The sequence below is a fragment of the Ensifer sp. Root127 genome (genome assembly GCF_001425225.1).
Classification (GTDB): domain Bacteria; phylum Pseudomonadota; class Alphaproteobacteria; order Rhizobiales; family Rhizobiaceae; genus Ensifer; species Ensifer canadensis.
This window is the reverse complement of the sequence record NZ_LMDX01000034.1, coordinates 70,198-94,466: the sequence shown is the minus strand read 5'-3', so window position 1 is coordinate 94,466 and position 24,269 is coordinate 70,198. Positions and strand designations below refer to the sequence as shown.

The following is a 24,269-nucleotide window of genomic DNA, read 5'->3' as shown; positions in this document are numbered from 1 at the left end:
GTCCGGACGCTGAGGTACCCACCAGGCCTCGTTGTGAAGGCGCCGCCGCCCCACTCGCCTCATTTCCGCGCTGGCTCGGAGCGTTTTCCTCGCGTCCCTGGTGTCTGTGGTGCGCGAAGCGCTTCCTCCTTTCCCTCATTTCTGTGCTTGTCACAGAAATCCAGCCACGGCGCGTCTGCGCCGTGAAGGACTTGTGCCAGACGCCGGAACGAAGGAGCCTCTGGCGCCGCCGACGCGGCGCCGCTGGATCTCTGTGACAAGCACAGAGATGAGGTCGGCAAATGTTGACGCCCTATCACACCTCCGGAACAATACCCCGGCATGCCCAGGCCACTGCCGCAAACGACCGGGGGCCGTCGGGTTGGCCAGCCTCATAGGCGGCCTTCACGGCTGCATCGATCTTCACCCGCTGGGCTGGCTCTAGTGCCGAGACGTATTTGCCGAGAGGTCCCTCACCCGCGGAGATCGGCTGCCAGAAATCTGCGAACGACTGATAGTCCATCCGGATCATAAGCGACGTCTGCTCGATATCCACGAGGCCATGCGCCGCGAAGCTCTGTATCATCTCTCCGGGCCGCATCATCGGCTGGAAACAATAGCGGGCGCGTACCTGATCGGCATTTTCATCGAGCATCGCCGCCGTATCGAGCACCATGCGCATGCCCGGCAGACCGCCGAAATGATCCCAGACCACGGCCGCAACCACGCCGCCCGGCCGCACCACCCGGCGCATTTCGGCGACGGCCTTTTCCGCTTTAGGTACGAAATGCAGGACCAGCAGCGCCAGCGCCCGGTCGAAATAATCATCGGCAAAGGGAAGCGCGCAGGCATCGGCCTGCTGGATCCTGATCCTCGGATCGGTGTTCGCCTTGATCGCCGCTTCGACGAAGACGGGCGAAAAGTCGATCGCCGTGATCTCACGGAGATCTGCCGCATGCGGCAGCGCAAAGGTCAGGCTTCCGGTACCACATCCGACGTCGAGGATCCGCTCGCCATCTGCAAGGCCTGAAAAGTTGATAAAAAGCGGCGCGAGCTGTTTGCTCCAACGCCCCATCAGTTGCTCATAGCCAGTCGCACTTTGAACATTGAAGCTTGATGTCATGATCGCCCCCAAGCAGCAAAGCCAGCATTCTACCGCGTTTCCATAAATCGTATTCGATTTAAGGAAACATGCGGCAATTCAAAGTGCTACAACGACCTTCGCGCGTACGCGCGGCGCTGTAGCTCGCGCACTGCTCGATACCAAGGCGTCGACGATCCTCTCGGAGAGACGGTGGCAAGACGCCGGCCCCTGGCTATGTCAGGGCAATGTGCCCGATGCCCTTGGCGGCGATCTCCTCAAAACTCTCGTCGTAGCCGGCATCGGCGTAGCGGATGACGCCGAGTGCGGTGTCGTTGGTGAGCGCATGGTCGAGCCGCTCGTCGGCAGCTTGCGTGCCGTCGGCCACCACCGTCACGCCGCAGCTCGTCATGTAGCCGGCATAGCCGCCGCCGCCCGAATGCACGACGACGAGATCCGCCATCGAGGAGCAGAGCAGCATGGCGTCGAGCAGCGGCCAGTCGGCGATCGCGTCCGATCCGTCCTTCATCCGCTCGGTCATGATGTTGGGATGCGCCATGGCGCCGGCATCGAGGTGGTCGCGCGAAAAGGCGACTGGTCCCTTCAATTCGCCCGACGCCACCAGTTCGTTGACGCGACGGGCCAGCGCTGTGCGCTCACCATGGCCGAGCCAGGCGATGCGCGCCGGCAGGCCCTCGAACGGGATGTGCTCGCGTGCAAGCCTGATCCAGTTGGTGACGATCTTGTTGTCCGGGAACATTTCGAGTAGCAGGTCGTCGATGCGCGCGATGTCGCTCTCCTCGCCGGACAGAGCCATCCAGCGGAAGGGGCCGATGGCGCGGGCAAAGAGTGGGCGCAAATAGGCCTCGGTGAAGATTGGAATGTCGAAGGCGTTGGTAACGCCGCCCTCGCGCGCCTGGGTGCGGATGAGGTTGCCGTTGTCGAAGACTTCCGCGCCCTTTTTCTGAAACTCGAGCATCGCCGTAACATGCTCGACGATCGAGGCGCGGCTTGCGGCCATCAGCTGGCCCTGGCCGTCGTCACGCAGCGATTTCACCTGATCGACCGTCATGCCCTTCGGCACGTAGCCGTAGACGAGGTCGTGCGCCGAGGTCTGGTCGGTAACCACGTCGGGCACGATGCCGCGCCGGGCGATTTCCGGGTAGACCTCGGCGGCGTTGCCGATGAGCCCGACGGAGAGCGCCCGCTTGTCCCGGACCGCCGCATCGATCATCGCAAGTGCCGTATCCAGATCCGGTGCGATCTCCTGGAGGTAGCCGATCTCCCGGCGCTTCTTCGCCCGCTCCGGGTCGATATCGACGCAGAGGATGGCGGCGCCCGCCATGCGGCCGGCAAGCGGCTGCGCGCCCCCCATGCCGCCGAGCCCGGCCGTCAGCACGAAGCGGCCGGAAAGATCGCCGCCGAACCGCCGCTCGGCAATGCGCATGAAGATCTCGTAGGTGCCCTGGATCACCCCCTGGCTGCCGATATATTGCCAGGCCCCGGCCGTCAGCCCGCCCCAGCAGATCAGCCCCTTGCGTTGCAGCTCGTAGAAGACTTCGGCCTTGGCCCATTGGCCGACGATGTTGCAGTTGGCCATGATCACCAGCGGCGCCTTGGCATGGGTCTTGAGCAGCCCGACCGGCTTGCCGGACTGGATGATCAGCGTCTGGTCCTCGTCCATCTCGATCAACGTCTTGACGATGGCGCGGTGCGCCGGCCAGTTGCGCGCGGCCTTGCCGAGCGCGGCATAGACGATGAGGTTGTCCGGATCCTCGCCGACAGAAAGCACGTTTTCGAGTAGCCGCAGCAAGGCCTCCTGCCGCCAGCCCTTGGCGCGCAGCACCAGTCCGCCGGGGATCGGAAAGTTCGGGTGACGGGGGTTGGCCTTGGGCATCGTCTCGTTCCTCTTCGTTGTCGCGAGGCAGCTCGCTGCCCCTCACCCTAACCCTCTCCCCGCAAGGGGAGAGGGGATTGTTCACAGCTTGCGGCGAACATCGCGTGCGAAGCCGCTATGGTCCATCGCCCACAGGCCGGGGGCGTAAACGGCTCCCCTGCTCGCTGCCAACGCGCCATCTCATCACAATCGTGCCTCTCCCCTTCTCGGCGAGAAGAATAACCACGGCTTGCCGCCCCGGGTCGCAACGACGTCGCCTCTCCCCGCCTACGGGGAGAGGTTAGGGTGAGGGGCAAAACCACTCTCTGCATTCACTTCGGCGGCAACGTTTCGACGAAGGCAGTCGCCGCATCGATGAGCCGCTTGCGCACGGCGTCGTCGCCATAAGCGTCTGCCCCGGCCCGCACCCAGCCATGCATCGCGCGGCCGTTCATCACCATCAGTTCGACATCGGACAGCGCCAGCGCCCAGCCGTCATTGCCCTTGCCGAGCCGCACCAGCATCGATCCTTCGCGCGCGCCGCAGAGCAGGTTGCCGTTGAGCAGAAACGCCCAGCCGCCGAACATCGCCTTTTCCGACAGCCCCGGCCGCCCGGCGATCTCGTCCTTGATCAGTTCCTCAAGTCCCGCATCCCGCGCCATGACCTCTCTCCCCTGGCGTTTCCTGTGCACACGAAATCTGGAAACGCTTTACCTCATTGTTCTCTTGCATTTCCGGACGGAAAACCGCTTCGCGCTTTTCCTGGACATGCTCTACGACCGCCCGGCCAGAGCGTAGCGGGCGAGCTCTATGCCCATCGCCTTTTCGACCGAGGGGTAGACCGTCGGGTCGAGCACGCTGGACGCAAGCGGGATCACCGACTTCGGCACATGCAGCACGAAGATCGTCATGCCGACCCGCAGTTGGCCGACGCTCAAGGGTTCGCCCTCTGATGACAACGTGGTGATGACGTCAGGGAAGGTGGCAAGCCTCCGGCCTTCCGCAGAGTCAACCGCCATGTATTCATTCATCACGTGCAATACCGTTGAGTCAGCCCCCTTCCCCAGCGTCACCGTGCCGATGTCGAAGGCCTCCTTGGTGTAGGTGACCGACTTGTCGGTGATCGTGCCTTCGGCAAGGATCGCGCCATTGGTCGTCTTGACGATCGCATCGATCACCGCGCTGCCGCCCTTGGCTTCCGCCGCGATGATCGCCTCGCCGAGCGCCAGCGCCAGCGAGATGCCGCCGAGCGCCGCATTCGCCTTGACGTAGGACGCGCGGACCGGATTGCGGCACGAGGCGATGAAACCGCCGGACATGTCGGAGGCGGTGCGCAGGATCGGCGAGACCTTGGCGGTCGCGCCGCGGACCACCAGCTCGATATAGCGGTTCTCGTCGCGATTTCCCCCGACGGCGGTCTGGATCATCTGTTCAGGCGACCCGGCAAGGCCGATCGAGCCCATGTCGCCGGTCGGGTGCGCCCGGATGTCGCCGACCGCATCGACCACCTTGGTCCCGAGGATCGCCGATGGCAGCCAGCCATTGAGCGTCGAGGACTTGCCGTTCTGGCCGATGATCAGGCCCGAAAGCTTCTCGCCGAGCGCCTCCTGCAGCAGTTGCACCGCCTTGACGTAGTCGACGCCGCGCATTTCCCAGGGGGTGGTCGAGGCCGGCGCGCCGATGGCGGCTGCTGTCGCCACCCAGTCGTCGGCATCAAGCTCGTCGACCGACACCAGTTCCGGTTTGCCGATCGAGACCGCGGCATAGCCGAGCATGCGGCCGTGATCGGCCCAGCCGCCGCCGCCGGCGGCATAGACGGAGCCGCCCTTGACCGCAGCTTCGACATCCTTCTCCGTCAATATCCGACCCATCTCAAACCTTCTCCTGCAATTGTTTGTCGAGCCTTCTGACGGCATCGAAGAGCACGGCAGTGCCTAGCGCGATATCGTCGTTCTCCGCCCACTCGTCCGGGGCGTGCGAACGACCGCCCCGGCACGGAATGAAGATCATCGCCGAGCGGGTGATGCGCCCCATCCACGCGGTGTCATGCCCGGCTCCGGAGGCCATGCGCCGGTGGCGGGCACCGATCTGGCCGCAGCTTTCCTCCAGCGTCGAAAGCAGCAGCGGATCGCCGGGTGTGGGATGATTGTCGGAGATAACATTGGCGGGCGCGATGGTCACGCCGGCCTCACCGGCAACGCGCGCGGCAAGCGCGCCCAGTTCGACGATGAATTTCTCCATCTGCGGCTGCAGTTCGGCACGTGCATCGATCAGCAACCGCGCCCGCGACGGCACGACATTGGCGGCGTTCGGTTCGATCGAGAACTCGCCGACGGTCGCGGTGAAGTGTCCCTCGCCCTTGGAGAATTCGGTTGCCAGCGCCTCGATTGCCAGCACCAACCGGGAGGCTGCGACAAGCGCATCGCGCCGGTGGTCCATCGGTGTCGTGCCGGCATGGTCGGCCTGCCCTTCGACGATGATCTCGATGCGGGTGATGCCGGAGATCGCTGTGACGACGCCGATATCCAGGCGCCCGGTCTCCAGCACCGGCCCCTGCTCGATATGCAGTTCCAGAAAGGCCTTGATGTCGGAACGCTTGAGCGCTGGCAGCCGCGACGGATCGCCGCCAACTTCGACGATGCCCTGCCGCAGGCTCAGTTCGCCCTGCACCCGGCTCAGCCAGCCATCCGGCAGGATGCCGGCCATGCCGCGGCTGCCGACGCAGGAAACGCCGAAGATCGACACTTCCTCGGCAAGGAAATCGACGATCTCCAGGTCGTGATCGAGTTCGATGCCGCCGTCGGAAAGCGCGCGCGCCACTTCAAGTGCCGCGGCGACGCCGGCAATGCCGTCGAAGCGACCGCCCTCCGGCACCGTGTCGGAGTGGGAACCAAGCATCAGCGTTCCGAGCGCGGACTTTCGCCCCTTGCGCCGGCCGATGAGATTGCCGGCCGCATCGATGCGCGTCTCCAGCCCCGCCGCACGAAAGCGGCGATCGAGGAAGGCGCGGCCCTCCAGAAACAGCGGCGTGAAAGCCCGGCGGGTATAGGGCCGATCCGGCTCCGTGATCCCCGCAAGCCCGTTGACGATGCCGGCGATCCGGCTGGCATCCACCGGCAGATTGGTCTTGATGCTCGTGCTCATCGGGCCTCCTGCAAAGGCAAAGTCTGCAGCGGGCGAACGAAGGCGCCGGTGCCAGGCTTGGCGACGACGGCGCGCCCGTCAAAGGCAAGCGACCCGCGCAGATAGGTGGCAGACACCCGCCAGGGCAGCCTGATGCCGTTATAGGGCGACCAGCCGACGACGTTGTGACCGCTTGTCGCCGCATCATAGGTATAGGGCTCGGGCGTCATGACGATGATATCGGCGTCCTTGCCGGCCTCCAGCGCGCCCTTCTGGTGGTCGAGCCGGAAATGCCGCGCCGGGTTCAGCGTCATCAGCTCGGCCGCCCGCGTCAGCGGGATGCCGCGCTCAAGCGCGCCCTTGACGAACAGCGGCACCATGACCTCCAGACCCGGCACGCCGGAGGCATTGGCGAGCATGTCCGGATTGGTCTTGCGATCCTCCGACCAGCTGACATGGTCGGTCGAAACCATCGTCACCGTGCCATCGGCCACATGCCGCCATAGCTTTTCCACCTCGGCACGCGGGCGGATCGGCGGATTGATCTTCGCCTTGCCGCCAAGCCGGCGAACGTCGTTCTCCTCGTCGAGCGTCAGATAATGGATGCAGCATTCGATCGTCGCCGCGTGGCCCTGGCGCCGGTAGGCGTCGGCAATCTCGTAGCCGCGCCCGAGCGAGCAGTGGACCACATGCGCCGGGCATCCGGTCGAAGCACCCGTTTCGTAGATCTGGTTGGTCGCCAAGAGCTCGGTGAGCGGCGGACGGGAAAGGCCATGGGCGCGATAATCGGTGATCCCAGCGGCCCTGACCTTTTCGATCGCGCCGCGCACCGCCTCGTCGTCCTCGTTGTGCACCCCGGCTGTAAGCCCCGTCGGCGCGATCGCGCGAAAGCAATCCTCGAGCAGCGCTGCGGGAATGCGCGGAAAGCGCTTGGGGTCGGTGCCGAAGGTGGAGAACTTGAAGGCGGCAACGCCGGCCTCGACCATTTCGAGGATGCGGGCCGGCCCCTCCTCGGGGTCGACCGTGCCGTAGAGGGCGAAGTCGACCCGCGCCTGCGGGCTCGCATGGGCGACCTTGCGCCCAACGGCCTCCGCCGAGCAGACGAGATTGCCTTCGTCATAGGGCATGTCGACGATCGTGGTCACACCGCCGGCCGCGGCCGAGCGCGTCGACCAGACGAAATCCTCCTGGTTCTTCTGCGACAGCGAATGCACCTGCGCGTCTATGGCGCCGGGAAGGATCATTGCGCGTCCGAGATCGTGGCGTTCACGGGCAGCCGGTGCCACCCCCTGCCCGACATGCACGACCTTGCCATCGCGCACGGCCACATGTCCGCCTTCGACGATCCGGTGCGGGAGAACGATGGTGCCTTTCAGGACAAGATCGAAATCGGACATCGTGTTCTCTCCATCGGATCAGCCTTGTTGGATCAGCCTGGATCACTTGCTCAGCGCAAAGAAGTCGTCGAACTCCGGCATCGGCGCCATGGTGACGAAGGTGCGCAGCAGGTCATGGCAGGTAAACGCGCCTTGCAACGCCTCGATTTCCTTCGATAGCGGCCGGTCCTTCAGATAGATCGGGCTGATCGAGCGGGTGCGCTCATGCGCGAGCTTGACGATGCCGTGTGGCGCATCGCCGACAAGATCGATCGCCTGCGACGACAGGATCGCCTCGATCGCCGCCAACTGCCGCAGATCGCGCACCTGGGTTTCCATGCGCTCGACGATCAAAGGCAGGAAGGTCGCCTCTTCCTCCAACCCGCCGGCAACGACGATCGACTGGGCCGAAAGCGGCACCGCCATCGACTGCACGCGCATGTAGAGCTCGACCGCAAGCTTCATCAGCGGGCCGAGGCCGGTGGCGATTTCGCCCGGCGCCACCAGATTGACCGGCAGGTTGCGGCGCCCGCCGTTCGACAGAAGGATGCAACGGTTGAGCACGTTGCGCGCCACATGGGAAAACGCGATTTGCGCCGTTTCGACATAGAGCGTCGTGGTCAAGGGCAGCGAAGCACCCGAGGCATGCACCTGGCCGCCGAGCACCACCGGATTGTCGTCGGAAAGATAGGTCGCCTCGACCAGACGGCCGGCGGCAACCAGCAGCGTATCGACAACGGCGCCGAACACCTGTGCGGTCATGCGCAGGCTCAATGGGTCATGGATCGCCGTCGGCAAGGGCCAGTCGGAAACGCCCGATTGGCCGTAGAGCCAGGAGCCGACCAGCGCCTCGCCCCGCGTCGACAGCGTCGCGGCCACCCGCCACGGATCAGCCGAAGCGCCAAGCGCCTGCGACGACATCACGCCGGTCACCAGCAGCACGCGGATGGCCGCTGCCGCCTCGCGCAGCACGTCGGCGGCCGCCGAATAGGCAATCGCATTGACGCTGAGTGCCGCAAGCGCGTCGCGCGGCCGCATCACCAAAGGCGTCAGCCCGGCATCGGCAAGCGCCGTTTCGGCCGGAACCAGCCGGCCGCGATGATAGGCTTCGCCGACCCCGGTCAGAACGGCCGCGATCTGCCCCATCAGGCCGATATCGGCGCAGCCCATCGAGCCGTGCCGACGCACTGCCGGGATGATGTCGTGCTCGATGAGTGCGAGGAAGGCGTGGATCAGCTCGGGGCTGCATCCGGTATGCCCGCGCATCGCGGTGTTGCAGCGAATGGCGATGGCCTTGCGCACGATCGGCACCGCAAAAAATTCGCCGGTGCCGAAATGATGGGCACGCACCAAGGAGGTATTGAACTCCGCCAGATCGTCCGCCGTCCAGAGCCGGTCCTTCATCGAGCCGACGCCGGTGTTGGACCCGTAGACCGGCAGGCCGAGCGCGATGCGATCGGCGATCACCTTGTGGGCAGCCGCCACCCGCTCCATGCCGCCCTCGTCCGCGACCGGTCGCGCCGCACCCGAGCCGATTTCCTCGAGCGTCGCGAAGTCGAGCGGTTTTCCGCAGAGAACGATGGACTTGACCTGTTGCAGCATGCCTCGAGAACCTTACCACGCGATCCGCCTCGACGCCGAAACGATGCGTGGATGCAAAGACTTGATGCGATCCCGCCTCTATGGGCGAGGGATCGTCTGCCAGCATGCTATGCGTTTTGTTCGCTCTCGTGATATATCCCAAATCCGGAACGGCCGATGCCAAATTCTGAACATGGTGGCACCGACGATGCCGGCGGAGAACTTACGCAATGGATATCGCCACGATCCTGCTCGTCGAGGCCGTCATGCGCGAAGGCGGCATAAGGCGCGCCGCCACCTTGAGCAGCCGTGCGCCGTCGAGCGTCAGCGCCGCCGTTCGCCGCTTCGAACAGGCCGTTTCGATCCCGCTTTTCCGTCGCGACGGCGGCCTCGTGGCCCTAACGCTGGAGGCCCGTGCACGCCAGGCCGATGTGACCGAAGCAAGCGCCACAATCCGGGCGCTGCTGACTACGGCTAGCGGCGAACCACCGACTGCGATCCCGCCTGTCGGCCTCGTCGCCCTCGACCGTTTCGTCCGGATCGCCCGGGCCGGCAGCATCCGGGCGGCCGCCCGCACCCTCGGCCTTGGCCAGCCGCAACTGACACGGCAGATCGCCGACCTCGAACGTCATCTGCAATGCCGGCTGCTCGGGCGGTCCCATGGCGGCATCGTCTGCACCCCGACAGCCCTCGGCATCATCCCTGAAGTCGAACGCCTGCTCGACATCTGGGCGCGGCTGACGCGCGCTTCGGCCGACCGGTTCCGCCGCGACGTCACCACCTGGCGCCTCGGCGCGGTCATGCCGCTCGGGCCGGAAAGCGAGATTGCCCGCATGCTGGCGGCGCTGACGGCCACTTGGCACCGCTCCCGCCCGCGGCAATCGCTGTTCATCTCCAGCACCACCGCCGACGAGCTTCTCGCCGGTCTCAAGAGCCGGCGCTTCGACGCCGCCCTGCTCGATATCGCCGGCATTCCACCAGATTTCGACGGCCGTCTCGTGTCCGAAACCGCACTGGTGCTCGCCGGTCCGGCACCGGCCCTTTCGGAAATGGGCGGCGATCTCCCCCGGCTGCTCGCCACCTGCCCGATCGCCGTTCCGAGCGTGCGAAGCGGCCTGCGCCGGGAGGTCACCCGCTTTCTCGATGACACGCTCACGGAGCATGAGCACCGCCGCGTGACACTGGTCGAGGTCGATTCCATCCCCGTCATCATCAACCTGGTCAGCCACCATGGCTATCTCTCGGTGCTGCCGGAAACCTCGCTGTCGCGGGTCCAGCGCCCACCCGCCATGATCCGGCTAGGGCCGCTCTACCGCCAGTCGCTGACGCTCATCTGGCCGCGCGGCGCCTTTTCCAGCGAGGTCGGCGACCTGATGATCGGCATGATGAAGACGGGTCCGCAGGCAGCGACAGCCTCGCCAGCGTAATCGGGATCGCCGGAATCAGTTCTTCACGATCTGCCGTCAAACAGCTGAAACGACTCAGGAATACCGCACCGTTGAATCAGCTCATGAGGTGCATCGTCGCCTCAAAGCCGGTGTCTCCACCTGAGCAGCTAAAGCGCGTCGCGATCTTTCGGATTCGCTTGCTGCGCTTTAAGCTCTTGTTTTTTCGCATGTCGTCATCGCAAAACCGCTGAACACTTTTGCGCGACGTGCCTTAGGGATGTCCAGTCGCCTTGGCCTTGCCGATCGCACCCTCCGGCGAACGGCCGCGATCCTCGGCTCCATGGCCAAGCTTCAGCCGACGACGCGTCTCGCTCGGGCTCTCGCGGTAATGGGCGCGGTAGCTGCGCGAGAAGGATGATGACGAATTGAAGCCGGTGATCGCGGCGATGTCGGCAAATTCCATGCGCGTCTCGATCACCTTACGCCGCGCCGCATTAAGGCGCAGCGCCAGGTAATGTTCGTGCGGCCCCACCCCCATCGTGTCGCGAAACAGGTCCCGCAGGTGCCGGGCACCGACGCCGATGCGGCGGGCGAGCCGCGCGAGCGTCAAAGGCGCCTCAACCGTTTCCTCCATCAGCTTGACCGCGGCGCCGACACGGGGGTCGAGGATGCGCATGTTGCCGATCGCCGGCATCTGCAGGAGGTCGCCGCGGGTGCGCTCCTGTTCGTAGATGAACAGGCGCGACACTTCGAGCGCCAGCGAATAGCCGTGCGCCCGGCGGATCAGCTCCAGCATCAGGTCGAGCGTCGGCAGGGAGCCGCCGGTGGTGATGCGCTTGCCGTCGATGACGAACCGTTCGCGCACCATCGTCACCTGCGGATAGGTGGCGGTAAAATCCTCGAAATCCTCCCAGTGGGTGGTGGCTTTGGAATTGTCGAGCAAGCTGGTTTCGGCAAGCAGCCAGGAGCCGGATTCGATGCCCGCCATCAGCTCGCGATGGCGCGCCGTCTGCGACAGCATCATCTTCAGCTGCGAGGTGGCGCTCCGCTGCCAATTGTAGCTCGACAGGATGAAGAGCGGCGCCGTTTCGCGCTGTGGTCGGAAAGCGCCTGCAACCGGAATGGGGATGCCGCTCTTGGTTTCGATCGGCTCGCCGTCAGGGCTGTAGAGCGTCCAGCTGTAGAGCGGCCGGCCGGCGATGCGGTTGGCAGCGCGCATCGGCTCGATCACCGAGGCAACGAGGATCAGGTTGGTCTCCGGCAACACCAGGATGTCGGCGTGCTGCACCTGCGAAACGCTCTGATCCATTCGCAAACTTCTCCTTATCGTTGCCGATAATGTACAAGATAGAACCGATTATGAAAAGCAGAGCCGCCGTTCTTGGCTCGTAATGGCTTTAATAAAAGGGAGACTGCAATGCCGCTCAGCATGAACCGCGAGGTATTCATCACCTGTGCCGTCACCGGCGCCGGAGACACCGTTTCAAAGTCCAGCCACGTTCCGATCACGCCAAAGCAGATTGCCGATGCGGCGATTGAAGCCGCCAAGGCGGGTGCTGCCGTGGCCCACTGCCACGTCCGCGATCCGGACACCGGCGCCCCTGCCCGCAGGCTCGATCTCTACCGCGAAGTCACCGACCGCATCCGCTCCGCCGATGTCGATGTCGTGCTCAACCTGACAGCCGGCATGGGCGGGGACCTGGTTTTCGGCAATGTCGAAAGCCCGTTCCCGGTCAACGAAAAAGGCACCGACATGGCCGGCGCCACCGAGCGCGTTGCCCATGTCGCCGACTGCCTGCCGGAAATCTGCACGCTCGACTGCGGCACCATGAACTTCTCGCTCGGCGACTATGTCATGACCAACACGCCGTCGATGCTGCGCGAAATGGCGCGGCAGATGACGGCGCTCGGTGTCCGCCCCGAGATCGAGGCCTTCGACACCGGCCACCTCTGGTTCGCCAAGCAGCTCGCCGAGGAAGGGCTGATCGAGGATCCGGTGCTGATCCAGCTCTGCATGGGCATTCCGTGGGGGGCGCCTGATGACCTCAACACCTTCATGGCCATGGTCAACAACGTGCCGGATAACTGGACCTTCTCTGCCTTCTCAATCGGCCGGAACGCGCTTGCCTACCCGGCAGCAGCAGTCCTTGCCGGCGGCAACGTCCGCGTCGGCCTCGAAGACAATCTCTATATCGGCAAGGGCCAGCTCGCGACCAACGGTCAGCTCGTCGAAAAGGCAGTCGGCCTCATCGAGGGCATGGGTGCCAAGATCATCGGGCCGGATGAGGTCCGCAAGAAACTGAAGCTGACGAAGCGCTGAGCGGGGATATCATGAGCCTTATAACGAAAGCAGCCTGCGTCGGTGGCGGCGTCATCGGCGGCGCCTGGGTAGCGCGGTTTGCGCTTGCCGGCATCGATGTGAAGATCTTCGACCCGCATCCGGAGGCAGAACGCATCATCGGCGAAGTCATGGCCAATGCCGAGCGCGCCTATGCGATGCTGACCATGGCGCCGCTGCCGCCGAAGGGAAAACTCACCTTCTGCAAAAGCATCGAGGAAACGGTCAAGGACGCTGATTGGATTCAGGAAAGCGTGCCCGAGCGGCTGGAGCTGAAGCGCGGCGTCATCACTCAGATCGATGCCGCCGCAAGACCTGACGCGCTGATCGGCTCCTCCACTTCGGGGCTGCTACCATCCGACCTGCAGGCCGAGATGAAGCACCCCGAGCGCATGTTCGTGGCGCACCCGTATAACCCCGTCTACCTGCTGCCGCTCGTCGAACTCGTCGGCGGCAAGAAGACGTCGAAGGCGACGATCGAGCGCGCCATGCAGGGCGTCGAACAGATCGGCATGAAGGGCGTCGTCATTGCCAAGGAGATCGAGGCCTTCGTCGGCGACCGTCTGCTGGAAGCGCTCTGGCGCGAGGCGCTGTGGCTGATCCAGGATGACATCTGCGATACCGAGACGCTCGACAATGTCATGCGTTACTCCTTCGGCATGCGCTGGGCGCAGATGGGTCTGTTCGAGACCTACCGCATCGCCGGCGGCGAAGCCGGCATGCGCCACTTCCTTGCCCAGTTCGGCCCCTGCCTGAAATGGCCCTGGACCAAGTTCACCGATGTCGTCGATCTCGACGATGCGCTGGTGGAGAAGATCGGTGCACAGTCGGACGCGCAGGCCGCCGGCCGCTCGATCCGCGAGCTCGAGCGCATCCGCGACGAAAACCTCGTCGGCATCATGCATGCGCTGAAATCGGGCAATGGCGGCGAAGGCTGGGGCGCCGGCAAGCTGCTTGCCGACTTCGAGGCGAAGCTCTGGGCCAACGCCAAGAAGCCTGAAGCCGATCTCGGCGACGTCAAGCCGCTGCACATTCTCGACACCAAGGTCAGCGCCGCCTGGGTCGACTATAACGGCCACATGACCGAGCACCGCTATCTCCAGGTGTTCGGCGATACCTCCGACGGCCTGCTGCGCCTGATCGGCGTCGACCTCGACTATGTCCGCGACGGCCACAGCTACTACACGGTCGAGACCCATATCCGGAACCTCGGCGAGGCCAAGCTCGGCGATGCGCTCTATTCGACCTGCCAGCTTCTGTCGTCGGACGAGAAGCGCCTGCATCTCTTCTCGACGATCTACAATGCCGAAACGAAGGAAGCCATCGCAACCGCCGAGCAGATGATGCTGCACGTCGACAGCAAGGCCGGCAAATCGGTCGCTGCCCCAGCCAAGGTCCTGGACAAGCTGAAGGCGATCACCGAGGCCCACGCCGGCCTGCCGACGCCCGAAGGTGCCGGACGGTTCGTCGGCCAGAAGCGCTAACGGACGGCTCCTTCGACGTGGAAGGGGCAGTCTTTGCGGGAAAAGTCGGGCGACGGCCGCCCCTCATCCCGCTGCCGCGACCTTGTCCCCGTCAACGGGCGAAGGAACATGCTGCAGCCGCTCGCCCCTGTCTTCGGCAGTAGGAGCGCAGCCGCAAAGCGTCCCCTCTCCCCGCCTGCGGGGAGAGGGTTAGGGTGAGGGGCAGGCAACCGCGCATGCCAGCGGCCGATGGGGAGATCGGCCAGAGGGCAGGCAGATAAATTGCGAGGGAGAACACATGAATTTCGCACTGACCGATGAACAGCAGATGATCGTCGACACGGTCCGCAGCTTCGTCGAGACCGAAATCTATCCGTATGAGGACGAGGTCGAGCGCACGGGTATCGTGCCGCCCGAACTGGGCCAGGATATTGCCCGCAAGTGCAAGGAAATCGGCTTCTTCGGCTGCAATTTCCCCGAAGAGGTGGGCGGCGCCGGTCTCGACCATACGTCCTTCACGCTGGTCGAACGCGAGCTCGGCCGCGGCTCGATGGGCCTCACCGTCTTCTTCGGCCGCCCTTCGGGCATCCTGATGGCCTGCAACGACGAGCAGCGCGAAAGATACCTGCTGCCGGCGGTCAAGGGCGACAAGTTCGACGCGCTCGCCATGACCGAGCCGGATGCCGGCTCCGACGTGCGCGGCATGAAGTGCTTTGCCCGCAAGGACGGCGACGACTGGATCGTCAACGGCACCAAGCATTTCATCAGCCATGCGGACATCGCCGATTTCGTCATCGTCTTCATCGCAACGGGTGAAGAGGACACACCGCGCGGGCCAAAAAAGAAGATCACCTGCTTCCTCGTCGACCGCGGCACGCCCGGCTTCGAGATCCGCAAGGGTTACAGCTCCGTCTCCCACCGCGGTTACAACAACTGCATCCTGACCTTCGACGACTGCCGCCTGCCCTCCGCCCAGATCCTCGGCGAAGTACACAAAGGCTTCGACGTCGCCAACGACTGGCTGTTCGCCACACGGCTGACGGTGGCTGCGACCTCGGTCGGCCGCGCGCGTCGCGCCTTCGATTACGCGCTGAACTACGCCGCCGAGCGCAAGCAGTTCGGCAAGCCGATCGGCGCCAACCAGGGCGTCTCCTTCAAGCTCGCCGACATGATCACCGAGATCGACGCCGCCGATCTGCTGACGCTTTCGGCCGCCTGGCGCCTCGACCAGGGCCTGCCCTCCAACCGCGAGATCGCCTCTGCCAAGGTCTACGCCACCGAAATGCTTGCCCGCGTCACCGACGAGGCGATCCAGATCTTCGGCGGCATGGGGCTGATGGACGACCTGCCGCTCGCCCGCTTCTGGCGCGACGCCCGCGTCGAGCGCATCTGGGACGGCACCTCCGAGATCCAGCGCCACATCATCAGCCGCGACCTGCTGCGGCCGCTCGGAGCGTAACGAATGATCGAGCGGCGCTCCTCCCCACCCCTCATTCCTGTGCCCGTCACAGGAATCCAGCAGCGGCACGTCCGTGCCGCGATTGACCCTTTGACGAACACCAGACCCGACACCGCCTCCAAGGCAGAAACACTCTTCACCGGCTTGCCGATGCAAGACGGCTGGATTCCTGTGACGAGCACAGGAATGAGGGCGTCGCGAAACACAGGAACGTGGGAGTGTCTGATTAGATGACCCAAACACCCCGTTCCCTCGACAGGCTGATCCGACCAAAATCCATCGCCGTCTTCGGCGGCAAGGAGGCGCGGCGGGTCATCGAACAATGCGACAAGATGGGCTTCGCCGGCGATATCTGGCCGGTGCATCCGAGGGAGGACCAGATCCTCGGACGCAGGTGCTACCGCTCGGTCGCCGACCTTCCCGGAGCACCGGACGCGTCCTTCGTCGGCGTCAATCGGCAGCTCACCATCGACATCATCGCGGCGCTTTCGGCGCGCGGTGCCGGCGGCGCCGTCTGCTATGCCTCGGGTTTTCGCGAGGCGGCAAGCGAACTCGATGACGGCAACGACATGCAGGAAGCGCTCGTTGCCGCTGCCGGCGACATGCCAATCGTCGGCCCGAATTGTTACGGCTTCATCAACATGCTCGACGGCGCCCTGCTCTGGCCCGACCAGCACGGTATGCAGCGCGTCGAAAGAGGCGTTGCCGTCCTGACGCAATCCTCCAACATCGCTTGCAACATCTCGATGCAGACGCGCGGCCTGCCGCTCGCCTATCTCATGACCGCCGGCAACCAGGCGCAGACCGGCCTGTCCGACATCGCCTGCGCCGTGCTGGAAGATCCGCGCGTCACTGCCGTCGGCCTGCATATCGAGGGTTTCGACAGCATTGCAGCGCTCGAGCGGCTGGCAACGCGCGCCCGTGAACTCGGCAAGCCGGTCGTGACTTTGAAGGTCGGCAAGTCGGAGGCAGCCCAGCTTGCCACGGTCTCGCACACGGCCTCGCTTGCCGGCAACGACCGGGTCTCCTCCGCACTTCTCGCCCGCCTCGGCATCGGCCGCGTCGACACGCTGCCGGCGCTGCTGGAAACGTTGAAGCTGCTGCATGTCGCCGGCCCGCTCGAAAGCAGCGAGATTTCCTCGATGAGCTGTTCGGGCGGCGAGGCCTCGCTGATGGCGGATGCCGGCGTGCGCTATCGCGTCAACTTCCGGGCACTGAAGGAAGAACAGCGACGCCCCCTGAAGGAAAGCCTCGGCGAGATGGTGACGATCGCCAACCCGCTCGACTACCACACCTTCGTCTGGGGCAACCGCGAGAAACAGACGACCGCCTTCAGCGCGATGATGAAGGGCGGCTATGCGCTCAACCTGATCGTGCTGGACTTCCCCCGCCAGGACCGCTGCGACGCGGCCGACTGGGTGACGACCTGCGACGCGGTGATCGATGCGGCAAACGCGACCAGCGCCCGCGCCGGTATCGTCGCCAGCCTCGGCGAAAACATGCCGGAACAGACGGCACTCTCTCTGATGGCTGCCGGTGTCATCCCCTTCTTTGGGATCGACGAGGCGTTGGCAGCCGTCGAGACCGCTGCCGGCATCGGCGCGGCCTGGGCCAGACCCGCACCGCCGAAGCTCCTGAACGGCGGCGTTTCAGGCGGTGGCAATGCCATCACCCTTAGCGAACATGAAGCCAAGACCGAGCTTGCGGCTTCGGGCCTTAAGGTTCCGCCGGGCACGACCGCATCGACGCCGCAAGAGGCCGCCACGGCAGCCGAAAGCCTCGGTTTCCCCGTCGTGCTCAAGGGGCTGGGCGTCGCCCACAAGACCGAGGCCGGGGCCGTCAAGCTGAACCTTGCAAGCAGTGCCGAGGTGCTTAGCGCCGCGGAAGGCATGGCTGCCGTGGCATCGGGTTATCTCATCGAGAAGATGGTGGCAAAACCCGTGGCCGAACTCATCATCGGCGCGATGCGCGATCCCGTCGCGGGCCCGGTGCTGACCATCGGCGCCGGCGGCATCCTCGTGGAACTGCTGGATGATTCCGCAATCCTGACGCTGCCGACGACGCCGGAGCTGATCCGCGAGGCGATCGACGGACTGAAGATCAGGAAGTTGCTCGACGGCTACCGCGGCGGACCGAAGGGCGATTTCGCGGCCCTTGCCGACGCTGTCGCCGCTGCGGCATCCTATGTCGTTTCAAACGCTTCAAACCTCGAAGAACTCGATATCAATCCTTTAATGGTGTTACCGGAAGGCCATGGAGCCATCGCCGCCGACGCCCTGATCCGCCGGAGGAACTGACGCCATGACCGGACCGATCCTTACCCGCCGCGAAGGCGGCATTCTCGAAGTCACGATCGACCGGCCGAAGGCGAACGCCATCGACCTGAAGACCAGCCGGGTGATGGGCGAGATCTTCCGCGACTTTCGCGACGACGACACGCTGCGCGTCGCCATCATCACCGGGGCCGGCGAAAAATTCTTCTGTCCGGGATGGGACCTGAAGGCGGCGGCGGCCGGCGATGCTGTCGATGGCGACTACGGCATCGGCGGCTTCGGCGGCATGCAGGAACTGCGCGATCTCAACAAGCCTGTGATATCAGCCGTCAACGGCATCTGCTGCGGTGGCGGCCTCGAAATCGCGCTTTCCACCGATCTGATCCTCGCAGCCGAGCACGCCACCTTCGCGCTGCCGGAAATCCGCTCCGGCACCGTCGCCGACGCCGCCTCGATCAAGCTGCCGAAGCGCATCCCCTATCACATCGCCATGGACATGCTCCTGACCGGCCGCTGGCTCGATGTCGTCGAAGCCAACCGCTGGGGCTTCGTCAACGAGATCCTGCCCGCCGACAAGCTGATGGCGCGCGCCTGGGAGCTCGCCCGCCTGCTCGAGAGCGGCCCGCCGCTCGTCTATGCCGCCATCAAGGAAGTGGTGCGCGCAGCCGAGGGCGAGACCTTCCAGGCGACGATGAACAAGATCACCCGCCGGCAGTTCAAGACTGTCGACATTCTTTATTCGAGCGAGGACCAGCTGGAGGGCGCAAAGGCGTTTGCCGAGAAGCGCGACCCGGTCTGGAAGGGGCGCTGACAGACGCTGCCACGGGCGGCGCAGGACTGACGACGGGCCGGTGAACCGGCAAAGCGACGTCACGGAACGTGTGGGGTCTCCCGCGCGCCGCCGAAGGCCTATCCATAAATGTAGCTTATGGAAATGAATTATAATTTAGGACGTTACAAGGTGCAATCGAGCGATTAGGCTTATCGATCTGAAGCCAAGAGCGTCCGCCCGAGAAAGGAGAAACGAGGCAAGCGAAGACAAAAAATGGGCCCAAACGGCCGATCCGAAAGCCATCCGCAAGGTGGCGGTACGCAGCAATCTCTACCAACCACAACGAACGGCGAATGCCGACACAGAAGGGAACAGGGGAATGAGCGATTACAAGGATTACCTCACACGACAGGTCATGCTCGGCAGGATGAACCGGCGTGAATTTCTCGGACGCGCGGCTGCAGCCGGCATCCTCGCATCGACGGCAGGAACACTGTTTGCCACCAGCGCCGCGGCCCAGGAGCCGAAGCGCGGCGGCCATCTGAAACTCGGCCTCGAAGGCGCTGCCGCGACCGACTCGAAAGATCCGGCCAAGGCACTCTCGCAGTTCATGTTCGTCGTCGGCCGCAACTGGGGCGACATGCTGGTCGAAAGCCATCCGACCACCGGCGCACCCGTGCCGGCGCTCGCCGAATCCTGGGAGCCATCTGCCGATGCCTCGACCTGGACCTTCGCCATCCGCAAGGGCGTGAAGTTCCACGACGGCAAGGAACTGACCATCGACGACGTCATCAAGACGCTGCAGCGCCACACCGACGAGAAGTCGGAGTCCGGCGCGCTCGGCGTGATGAAATCGATCGAGGAGATCAAGGCCGACGGCGACAAGCTGGTGCTGAAGCTGACGGAGGGCAATGCCGATCTGCCGCTGCTTCTGTCCGACTATCACCTGATCATCCAGCCGAATGGTGGCATCGACGCTCCCGACGCCATGATCGGCACCGGACCCTTCAAGGTGGCGAGCTTCGAGGCCGGCGTTCGCGCCACCTTCGAGCGAAACACCGACGACTGGCGGACGGATCGCGGCTTTGTCGATTCGGTCGAGCTGATTGCAATCAACGATGCCACCGCTCGCATCGCGGCCCTTTCCTCCGGTCAGGTCCACTTCATCAACCGCGTCGATCCGAAGACCGTCAATCTCCTGAAGAAGGCGCCGACCGTCGAGATCCTGAACACGTCCGGCCGCGGCCACTACGTCTTCATCATGCACTGCAACACTGCGCCGTTCGACAATATCGACCTGCGCATGGCGCTGAAATATGCGATGGACCGCGAGACCATGGTCGAGCGCATCCTCGGCGGTTACGGCAAGGTCGGCAACGACTTCCCGATCAACGACACCTACGCCCTCTTCCCCGAAGGCATCGAGCAGCGCGCCTATGACCCCGACAAGGCGGCCTTCCATTACAAGAAGTCCGGCCACAGTGGCTCGGTGCTGCTGCGCACCTCCGACGTCGCCTTCCCAGGCGCCGTCGATGCGGCCGTGCTCTACCAGGAAAGCGCGAAGAAGGCAGGCATCGAGATCGAGGTCAAGCGCGAACCGGGCGACGGCTACTGGACGAACGTCTGGAACGTCCAGCCGTTCTCCACATCCTACTGGGGCGGGCGCCCGACCCAGGACCAGATGTATTCGACAGCCTATCTGTCCACCGCCGACTGGAACGACACGCGCTTCCTGCGCCCCGACTTCGACAAGATCCTGCTCGAGGCACGCTCCGAACTGGACGAGACCAAGCGCAAGGACATGTATCGCACCATGGCGATGATGGTGCGCGACGAAGGCGGCCTGATCCTGCCGATGTTCAACGACTTCGTGAACGCCTCCACCAAGCAGGTGAAAGGCTACGTCCACGATATCGGCAACGACATGTCGAATGGCTACGTCGCGACCCGCGTCTGGCTCGACGCCTGATGATGGAAAGCGGACCGATGACTGGTCCGGTTCCGACGGATGGGACCGCGGATGGAGCACATCCGCGGTCTGCCGATCTTTCCGGTGTACCAGCAAAACCCAACCCCGCCGACGCCCAGGGCGAACTCGGTGGCACCTTCAGGCGGCGCTTTATCTTTCGCCGTCCTCTCGCGGCGCTGATCCTTCAGCGCCTCGGCCTGAGCGTCGGCCTGCTCTTTGCCGTGTCGCTGATGATCTTCGGCGGCATCGAGGCGCTTCCCGGCGACTTCGCCACCACCTATCTCGGCCAGTCGGCAACGCCGCAGGCGGTGGAAAACATCCGCAAGGACCTCGGCCTCGACAAGCCCTGGAGCGAGCGTTACCTCTCCTGGCTCGGCGGCGCCGTGCAAGGCGACTTCGGCACCTCCTGGGCCAGCAAGAACTCGGTCGGGGAACAGATCGGCAAGCGTCTCGGCAATTCGCTGTTCCTCGCTTTCTTCGCCGCGCTCGTCTCCGTGCCGCTTGCCGTCGGCTTGGGCATGCTGGCGGTGCAGTTCCGCAACCGGCTGCCGGACAAGATCATCAACGTCGTCTCACTGGCGGCCATCTCGCTGCCCGAGTTCTTCGTCGGCTATCTCCTGATCATGTTCTTCGCCGTCAAATTCGGCGTCGCCACCTTCCCGGCGACGGTCTATGACAGCATGACCTTCAGCGAGCGGCTTTCGGCGATCGCGCTTCCGGTCGCAACCCTCGTGCTCGTCGTTCTCGCCCACATGATGCGCATGACCCGAGCGGCGATCCTCAACGTCATGTCGTCGGCCTATGTCGAGACGGCCGAACTCAAAGGGCTTGGCATGTTCCGCATCATCGCCCGCCACGCCGCTCCCAATGCCGTGGCACCTGTTATCAACGTCATCGCGCTCAACCTTGCCTATCTCGTCGTCGGCGTCGTCGTGGTCGAGGTGGTGTTCGTCTATCCCGGCATGGGGCAATACATGGTGGATGCCGTGACCGTGCGCGACATGCCGGTCGTGCAGGCCTGCGGCCTGATCTTCGCGGCTTTCTACATCTTCCTCAACATGGCGGCCGACATTATCGCCATTCTCGCCAACCCGAGACTGAGGCATCCGCGATGAACCTGAGATCCATCCCCCTTAGCGCCTGGATCGGCATCGCCGGCATCGCCATTGCGATCTTCTGCGCCCTGTTCGCCCCTGTCATCGCCCCCTTCGGCGAACGCGAGGTCGTCGGCGACGTCTGGCTTCCTTCCGGTGGCGACTTCCTGCTCGGCACCGACAATCTCGGGCGCGACCTGCTGTCGCGCCTGATCTACGGCGCCCGCACCACCATCTTCGTGGCGCTGGCGGCAACCGTGCTGTCCTTCTCGCTCGGCATGATCCTCTCCTTCACCGCCGCGGTCATGGGCGGGTTCGTCGACCAGTTCTTCTCCCGCTTCAACGATCTGATGATGGCGATCCCGACGCTGATCTTCGCCCTCGTCGTGCTGGCGGTGCTGCCGCAGCATCTGTGGATCCTGATCCTGGTCATGGCCGTGCTCGATTCCACCCGCGTGTTCCGCATCGGCCGCGCGGTCGCGCTCGATGTCGCGGTCATGGAGTTCGTCGAGGCGGCCAGACTAAGAGGCGAAGGCAGCGTCTGGATCATCTTCCGCGAGATCCTGCCCAACACGTTGTCGCCGCTGCTTGCCGAGTTCGGCCTGCGCTTTGCCTTTTCCATCCTGTTTCTTTCCACCCTCTCCTTCCTCGGCCTCGGCATCCAGCCGCCGGCCGCCGACTGGGGCGGCATGGTCAAGGACAACAAGGATGGCATCATCTTCGGCATATCAGCTGCCCTGATCCCGGGTGCTGCGATCGCGACACTGGCGATCTGCGTCAACCTCGTGGTCGACTGGCTGATGAAGAGAACCTCCAGCCTGAAAGGAGGGCGTGGCGATGCCTGAGGCTTCACCTGACAAGAACACGCTTCTTTCCGTCAAGAACCTGAAGATCGAAGCGACCAGCTATCCCCCGGGCGAGCCACCGAAAACCGTGACCCTGGTCGAAGGCGTTTCCTTCGACCTCCAGAAGGGCAAGGTGCTTGGCCTGATCGGCGAATCCGGGGCCGGCAAGTCGACCATTGGCCTGTCGGCGCTCGCCTATGGCCGCGGTGGCGTGCGCATCACCGGGGGCCAGGTGCTGCTCGACGGCAAGGATATCCTGCCGCTCGACAAGAACGGCATCCGCTCGATCCGCGGCGCCCGCGTCTGCTACGTCGCACAGTCGGCGGCCGCCGCCTTCAACCCGGCGCACCGGCTCGGTGATCAGGTGATCGAGGCATCGCTTCGCCACGGCATCATGAACCGCGAGGAAGCAAAAAAGCGTGCGCTCTACCTGTTCCAGGTGCTCGGCTTGCCGAATCCGGAAAGCTTCGGCGAGCGTTATCCTCACCAGGTTTCCGGCGGTCAGTTGCAGCGGGCGATGACCGCTATGGCGCTCTGCCCCAACCCGGAGCTGATCGTCTTCGACGAGCCGACGACGGCGCTCGACGTGACGACCCAGATCGACGTGCTCGCCGCGATCAAGCACGCGATCGAGGAAACGCACACCGCAGCCCTCTACATCACCCATGACCTTGCCGTTGTCGCCCAGATCTCCGACGACATCATGGTGCTGCGCCACGGCAAGACGGTGGAGTACGGCACCACCAAACAGGTGATCGAGGCTCCGGCCGAAGACTATACCCGGGCACTGGTCAGCGTACGCCAGACCAAGCGCGAAGAAGCGCCGGACCAGACCGGCACGCAATTGAAGATCGAGCATATCAGCGCTGGCTATGCCAACGGCTTCAAGGTGCTGCACGACGTTTCCATGCATCTGCCCAAGGGCCAGACGTTGGCGATCGTTGGCGAAAGCGGTTCCGGCAAGTCGACGCTGGCGCGCGTCATCACCGGCCTCTTGCCGCCGACCGAAGGGCGCATCACCTTCGAAGGCAAGGAACTGCCGCGCGCCTTGAAGGGCCGCAGCAACGACGAACTGCGCCGCATCCAGATGATCTACCAGATGGCCGATACGGCGATGAACCCGCGCCAAACGGTGCGCGACATCGTCGGCCGACCGCTGTCCTTCTACTTCGGCATGCATGGCGCCAAGAAGACGGCGCGGGTCAAGGAACTGCTCGACCAGATCGAGATGGGAACGAAGTTCCTCGATCGCTATCCGGCCGAGCTTTCCGGCGGCCAGAAGCAGCGCGTCGCCATTGCCCGGGCGCTCGCCGCGGAGCCGGAACTCATCCTCTGCGACGAGCCAACCTCGGCCCTCGACCCGCTGGTGGCCGAAGGCATCCTGAATCTGCTTTTGAAGCTTCAGGAGGAAACCGCTGTTTCCTATGTCTTTATCACCCACGACATCGCCATCGTCCGGGCGATTGCCGACAGCGTCGCGGTGATGCATCGCGGCCGGCTGGTGCGTTTCGGCCCGAAGTCCAAGGTGCTGGCACCGCCCTTCGACGACTATACCGACCTGTTGCTAAAGTCCGTTCCCGAGATGGAAATCGGCTGGCTGGAGCGGGTGCTGACGACCCGCCGCATGGAAAGTGCGGGCAACTGAGGGCCAG

General features: G+C 64.4%; 18 protein-coding genes. 10 read left to right on the top strand and 8 right to left on the bottom strand.

Translation table 11 applies throughout. From position 1 onward, the window contains the following. Positions 1-295 precede the first annotated feature (295 nt). From ASD03_RS27965 to ASD03_RS27935, 7 genes are all read right to left on the bottom strand, one after another. Positions 296-1,102, bottom strand: coding sequence for a class I SAM-dependent methyltransferase (locus ASD03_RS27965; protein ID WP_057217720.1), 807 nt, complete (start codon positions 1,100-1,102; stop codon positions 296-298). 193 nt (positions 1,103-1,295) lie between these two features. Beyond that, on the bottom strand, positions 1,296-2,957 hold the full coding sequence (locus tag ASD03_RS27960; protein ID WP_025427801.1) for a urocanate hydratase: 1,662 nt from the start codon (positions 2,955-2,957) through the stop codon (positions 1,296-1,298). A 311-nt stretch (positions 2,958-3,268) separates the two neighbouring features. Continuing rightward, positions 3,269-3,598: a TfoX/Sxy family protein gene (locus tag ASD03_RS27955; protein ID WP_025427802.1), complete on the bottom strand. Its 330-nt coding sequence runs from the start codon at positions 3,596-3,598 to the stop codon at positions 3,269-3,271. 111 nt (positions 3,599-3,709) lie between these two features. Then, positions 3,710-4,807 (bottom strand): DUF917 domain-containing protein, encoded by a 1,098-nt coding sequence (locus ASD03_RS27950; RefSeq protein WP_025427803.1) that lies wholly within the window; start codon positions 4,805-4,807, stop codon positions 3,710-3,712. Position 4,808: 1 nt separating this feature from the next. Then, on the bottom strand, positions 4,809-6,068 hold the full coding sequence (locus ASD03_RS27945) for a Zn-dependent hydrolase (protein WP_025427804.1): 1,260 nt from the start codon (positions 6,066-6,068) through the stop codon (positions 4,809-4,811). 8 nt (positions 6,069-6,076) lie between these two features. After that, positions 6,077-7,456, bottom strand: a complete 1,380-nt coding sequence (locus ASD03_RS27940) for an amidohydrolase family protein (protein ID WP_057211100.1) — start codon at positions 7,454-7,456, stop codon at positions 6,077-6,079. 42 nt (positions 7,457-7,498) lie between these two features. Then, entirely contained in the window at positions 7,499-9,037 is a 1,539-nt protein-coding gene (locus ASD03_RS27935) for an aromatic amino acid lyase (RefSeq protein ID WP_025427806.1), read from the bottom strand. 209 nt (positions 9,038-9,246) lie between these two features. Between ASD03_RS27935 and ASD03_RS27930 the strand changes: the two genes are divergently transcribed. Further along, a complete protein-coding gene (locus tag ASD03_RS27930; RefSeq protein WP_025427807.1) occupies positions 9,247-10,443 on the top strand; it encodes a LysR family transcriptional regulator in 1,197 nt (398 codons plus the stop codon). Positions 10,444-10,675: 232 nt separating this feature from the next. Here ASD03_RS27930 and ASD03_RS27925 read toward each other — a convergent pair whose 3' ends face one another. Next, entirely contained in the window at positions 10,676-11,713 is a 1,038-nt protein-coding gene (locus tag ASD03_RS27925; RefSeq protein ID WP_025427808.1) for a GlxA family transcriptional regulator, read from the bottom strand. Between the two features lie 108 nt (positions 11,714-11,821). On the opposite strand from ASD03_RS27925, the gene ASD03_RS27920 reads away from it, so the two are divergent. The 9 genes from ASD03_RS27920 to ASD03_RS27880 all read left to right on the top strand — a co-directional run bounded on the left by ASD03_RS27920 (position 11,822) and on the right by ASD03_RS27880 (position 24,262). After that, the gene (locus tag ASD03_RS27920) at positions 11,822-12,724 is read left to right on the top strand and encodes a 3-keto-5-aminohexanoate cleavage protein (RefSeq protein WP_025427809.1); all 903 of its coding nucleotides are present in this window, start codon (positions 11,822-11,824) and stop codon (positions 12,722-12,724) included. Between the two features lie 11 nt (positions 12,725-12,735). Then, the gene (locus ASD03_RS27915) at positions 12,736-14,226 is read left to right on the top strand and encodes a carnitine 3-dehydrogenase (RefSeq protein ID WP_025427810.1); all 1,491 of its coding nucleotides are present in this window, start codon (positions 12,736-12,738) and stop codon (positions 14,224-14,226) included. A 277-nt stretch (positions 14,227-14,503) separates the two neighbouring features. Next, on the top strand, positions 14,504-15,664 hold the full coding sequence (locus ASD03_RS27910) for an acyl-CoA dehydrogenase family protein (RefSeq protein WP_025427811.1): 1,161 nt from the start codon (positions 14,504-14,506) through the stop codon (positions 15,662-15,664). A 230-nt stretch (positions 15,665-15,894) separates the two neighbouring features. Next, positions 15,895-17,961, top strand: a complete 2,067-nt coding sequence (locus tag ASD03_RS27905; RefSeq protein ID WP_025427812.1) for an acetate--CoA ligase family protein — start codon at positions 15,895-15,897, stop codon at positions 17,959-17,961. 4 nt (positions 17,962-17,965) lie between these two features. Continuing rightward, positions 17,966-18,748 carry a carnitinyl-CoA dehydratase gene (locus tag ASD03_RS27900; RefSeq protein WP_025427813.1) on the top strand — a complete coding sequence of 261 codons (783 nt, stop codon included), beginning with the start codon at positions 17,966-17,968 and terminating at the stop codon, positions 18,746-18,748. A gap of 340 nt (positions 18,749-19,088) precedes the next feature. After that, on the top strand, positions 19,089-20,678 hold the full coding sequence (locus ASD03_RS27895; protein ID WP_025427814.1) for an ABC transporter substrate-binding protein: 1,590 nt from the start codon (positions 19,089-19,091) through the stop codon (positions 20,676-20,678). Beyond that, positions 20,678-21,793 (top strand): ABC transporter permease, encoded by a 1,116-nt coding sequence (locus tag ASD03_RS27890; protein ID WP_025427815.1) that lies wholly within the window; start codon positions 20,678-20,680, stop codon positions 21,791-21,793. Before ASD03_RS27895 ends, ASD03_RS27890 begins: the two co-directional genes overlap by 1 nt. After that, positions 21,790-22,617 carry an ABC transporter permease gene (locus tag ASD03_RS27885; protein ID WP_025427816.1) on the top strand — a complete coding sequence of 276 codons (828 nt, stop codon included), beginning with the start codon at positions 21,790-21,792 and terminating at the stop codon, positions 22,615-22,617. The genes ASD03_RS27890 and ASD03_RS27885 overlap by 4 nt, the downstream gene beginning before the upstream one ends. Then, positions 22,610-24,262: an ABC transporter ATP-binding protein gene (locus tag ASD03_RS27880; RefSeq protein ID WP_025427817.1), complete on the top strand. Its 1,653-nt coding sequence runs from the start codon at positions 22,610-22,612 to the stop codon at positions 24,260-24,262. Before ASD03_RS27885 ends, ASD03_RS27880 begins: the two co-directional genes overlap by 8 nt. Positions 24,263-24,269: the final 7 nt, after the last annotated feature.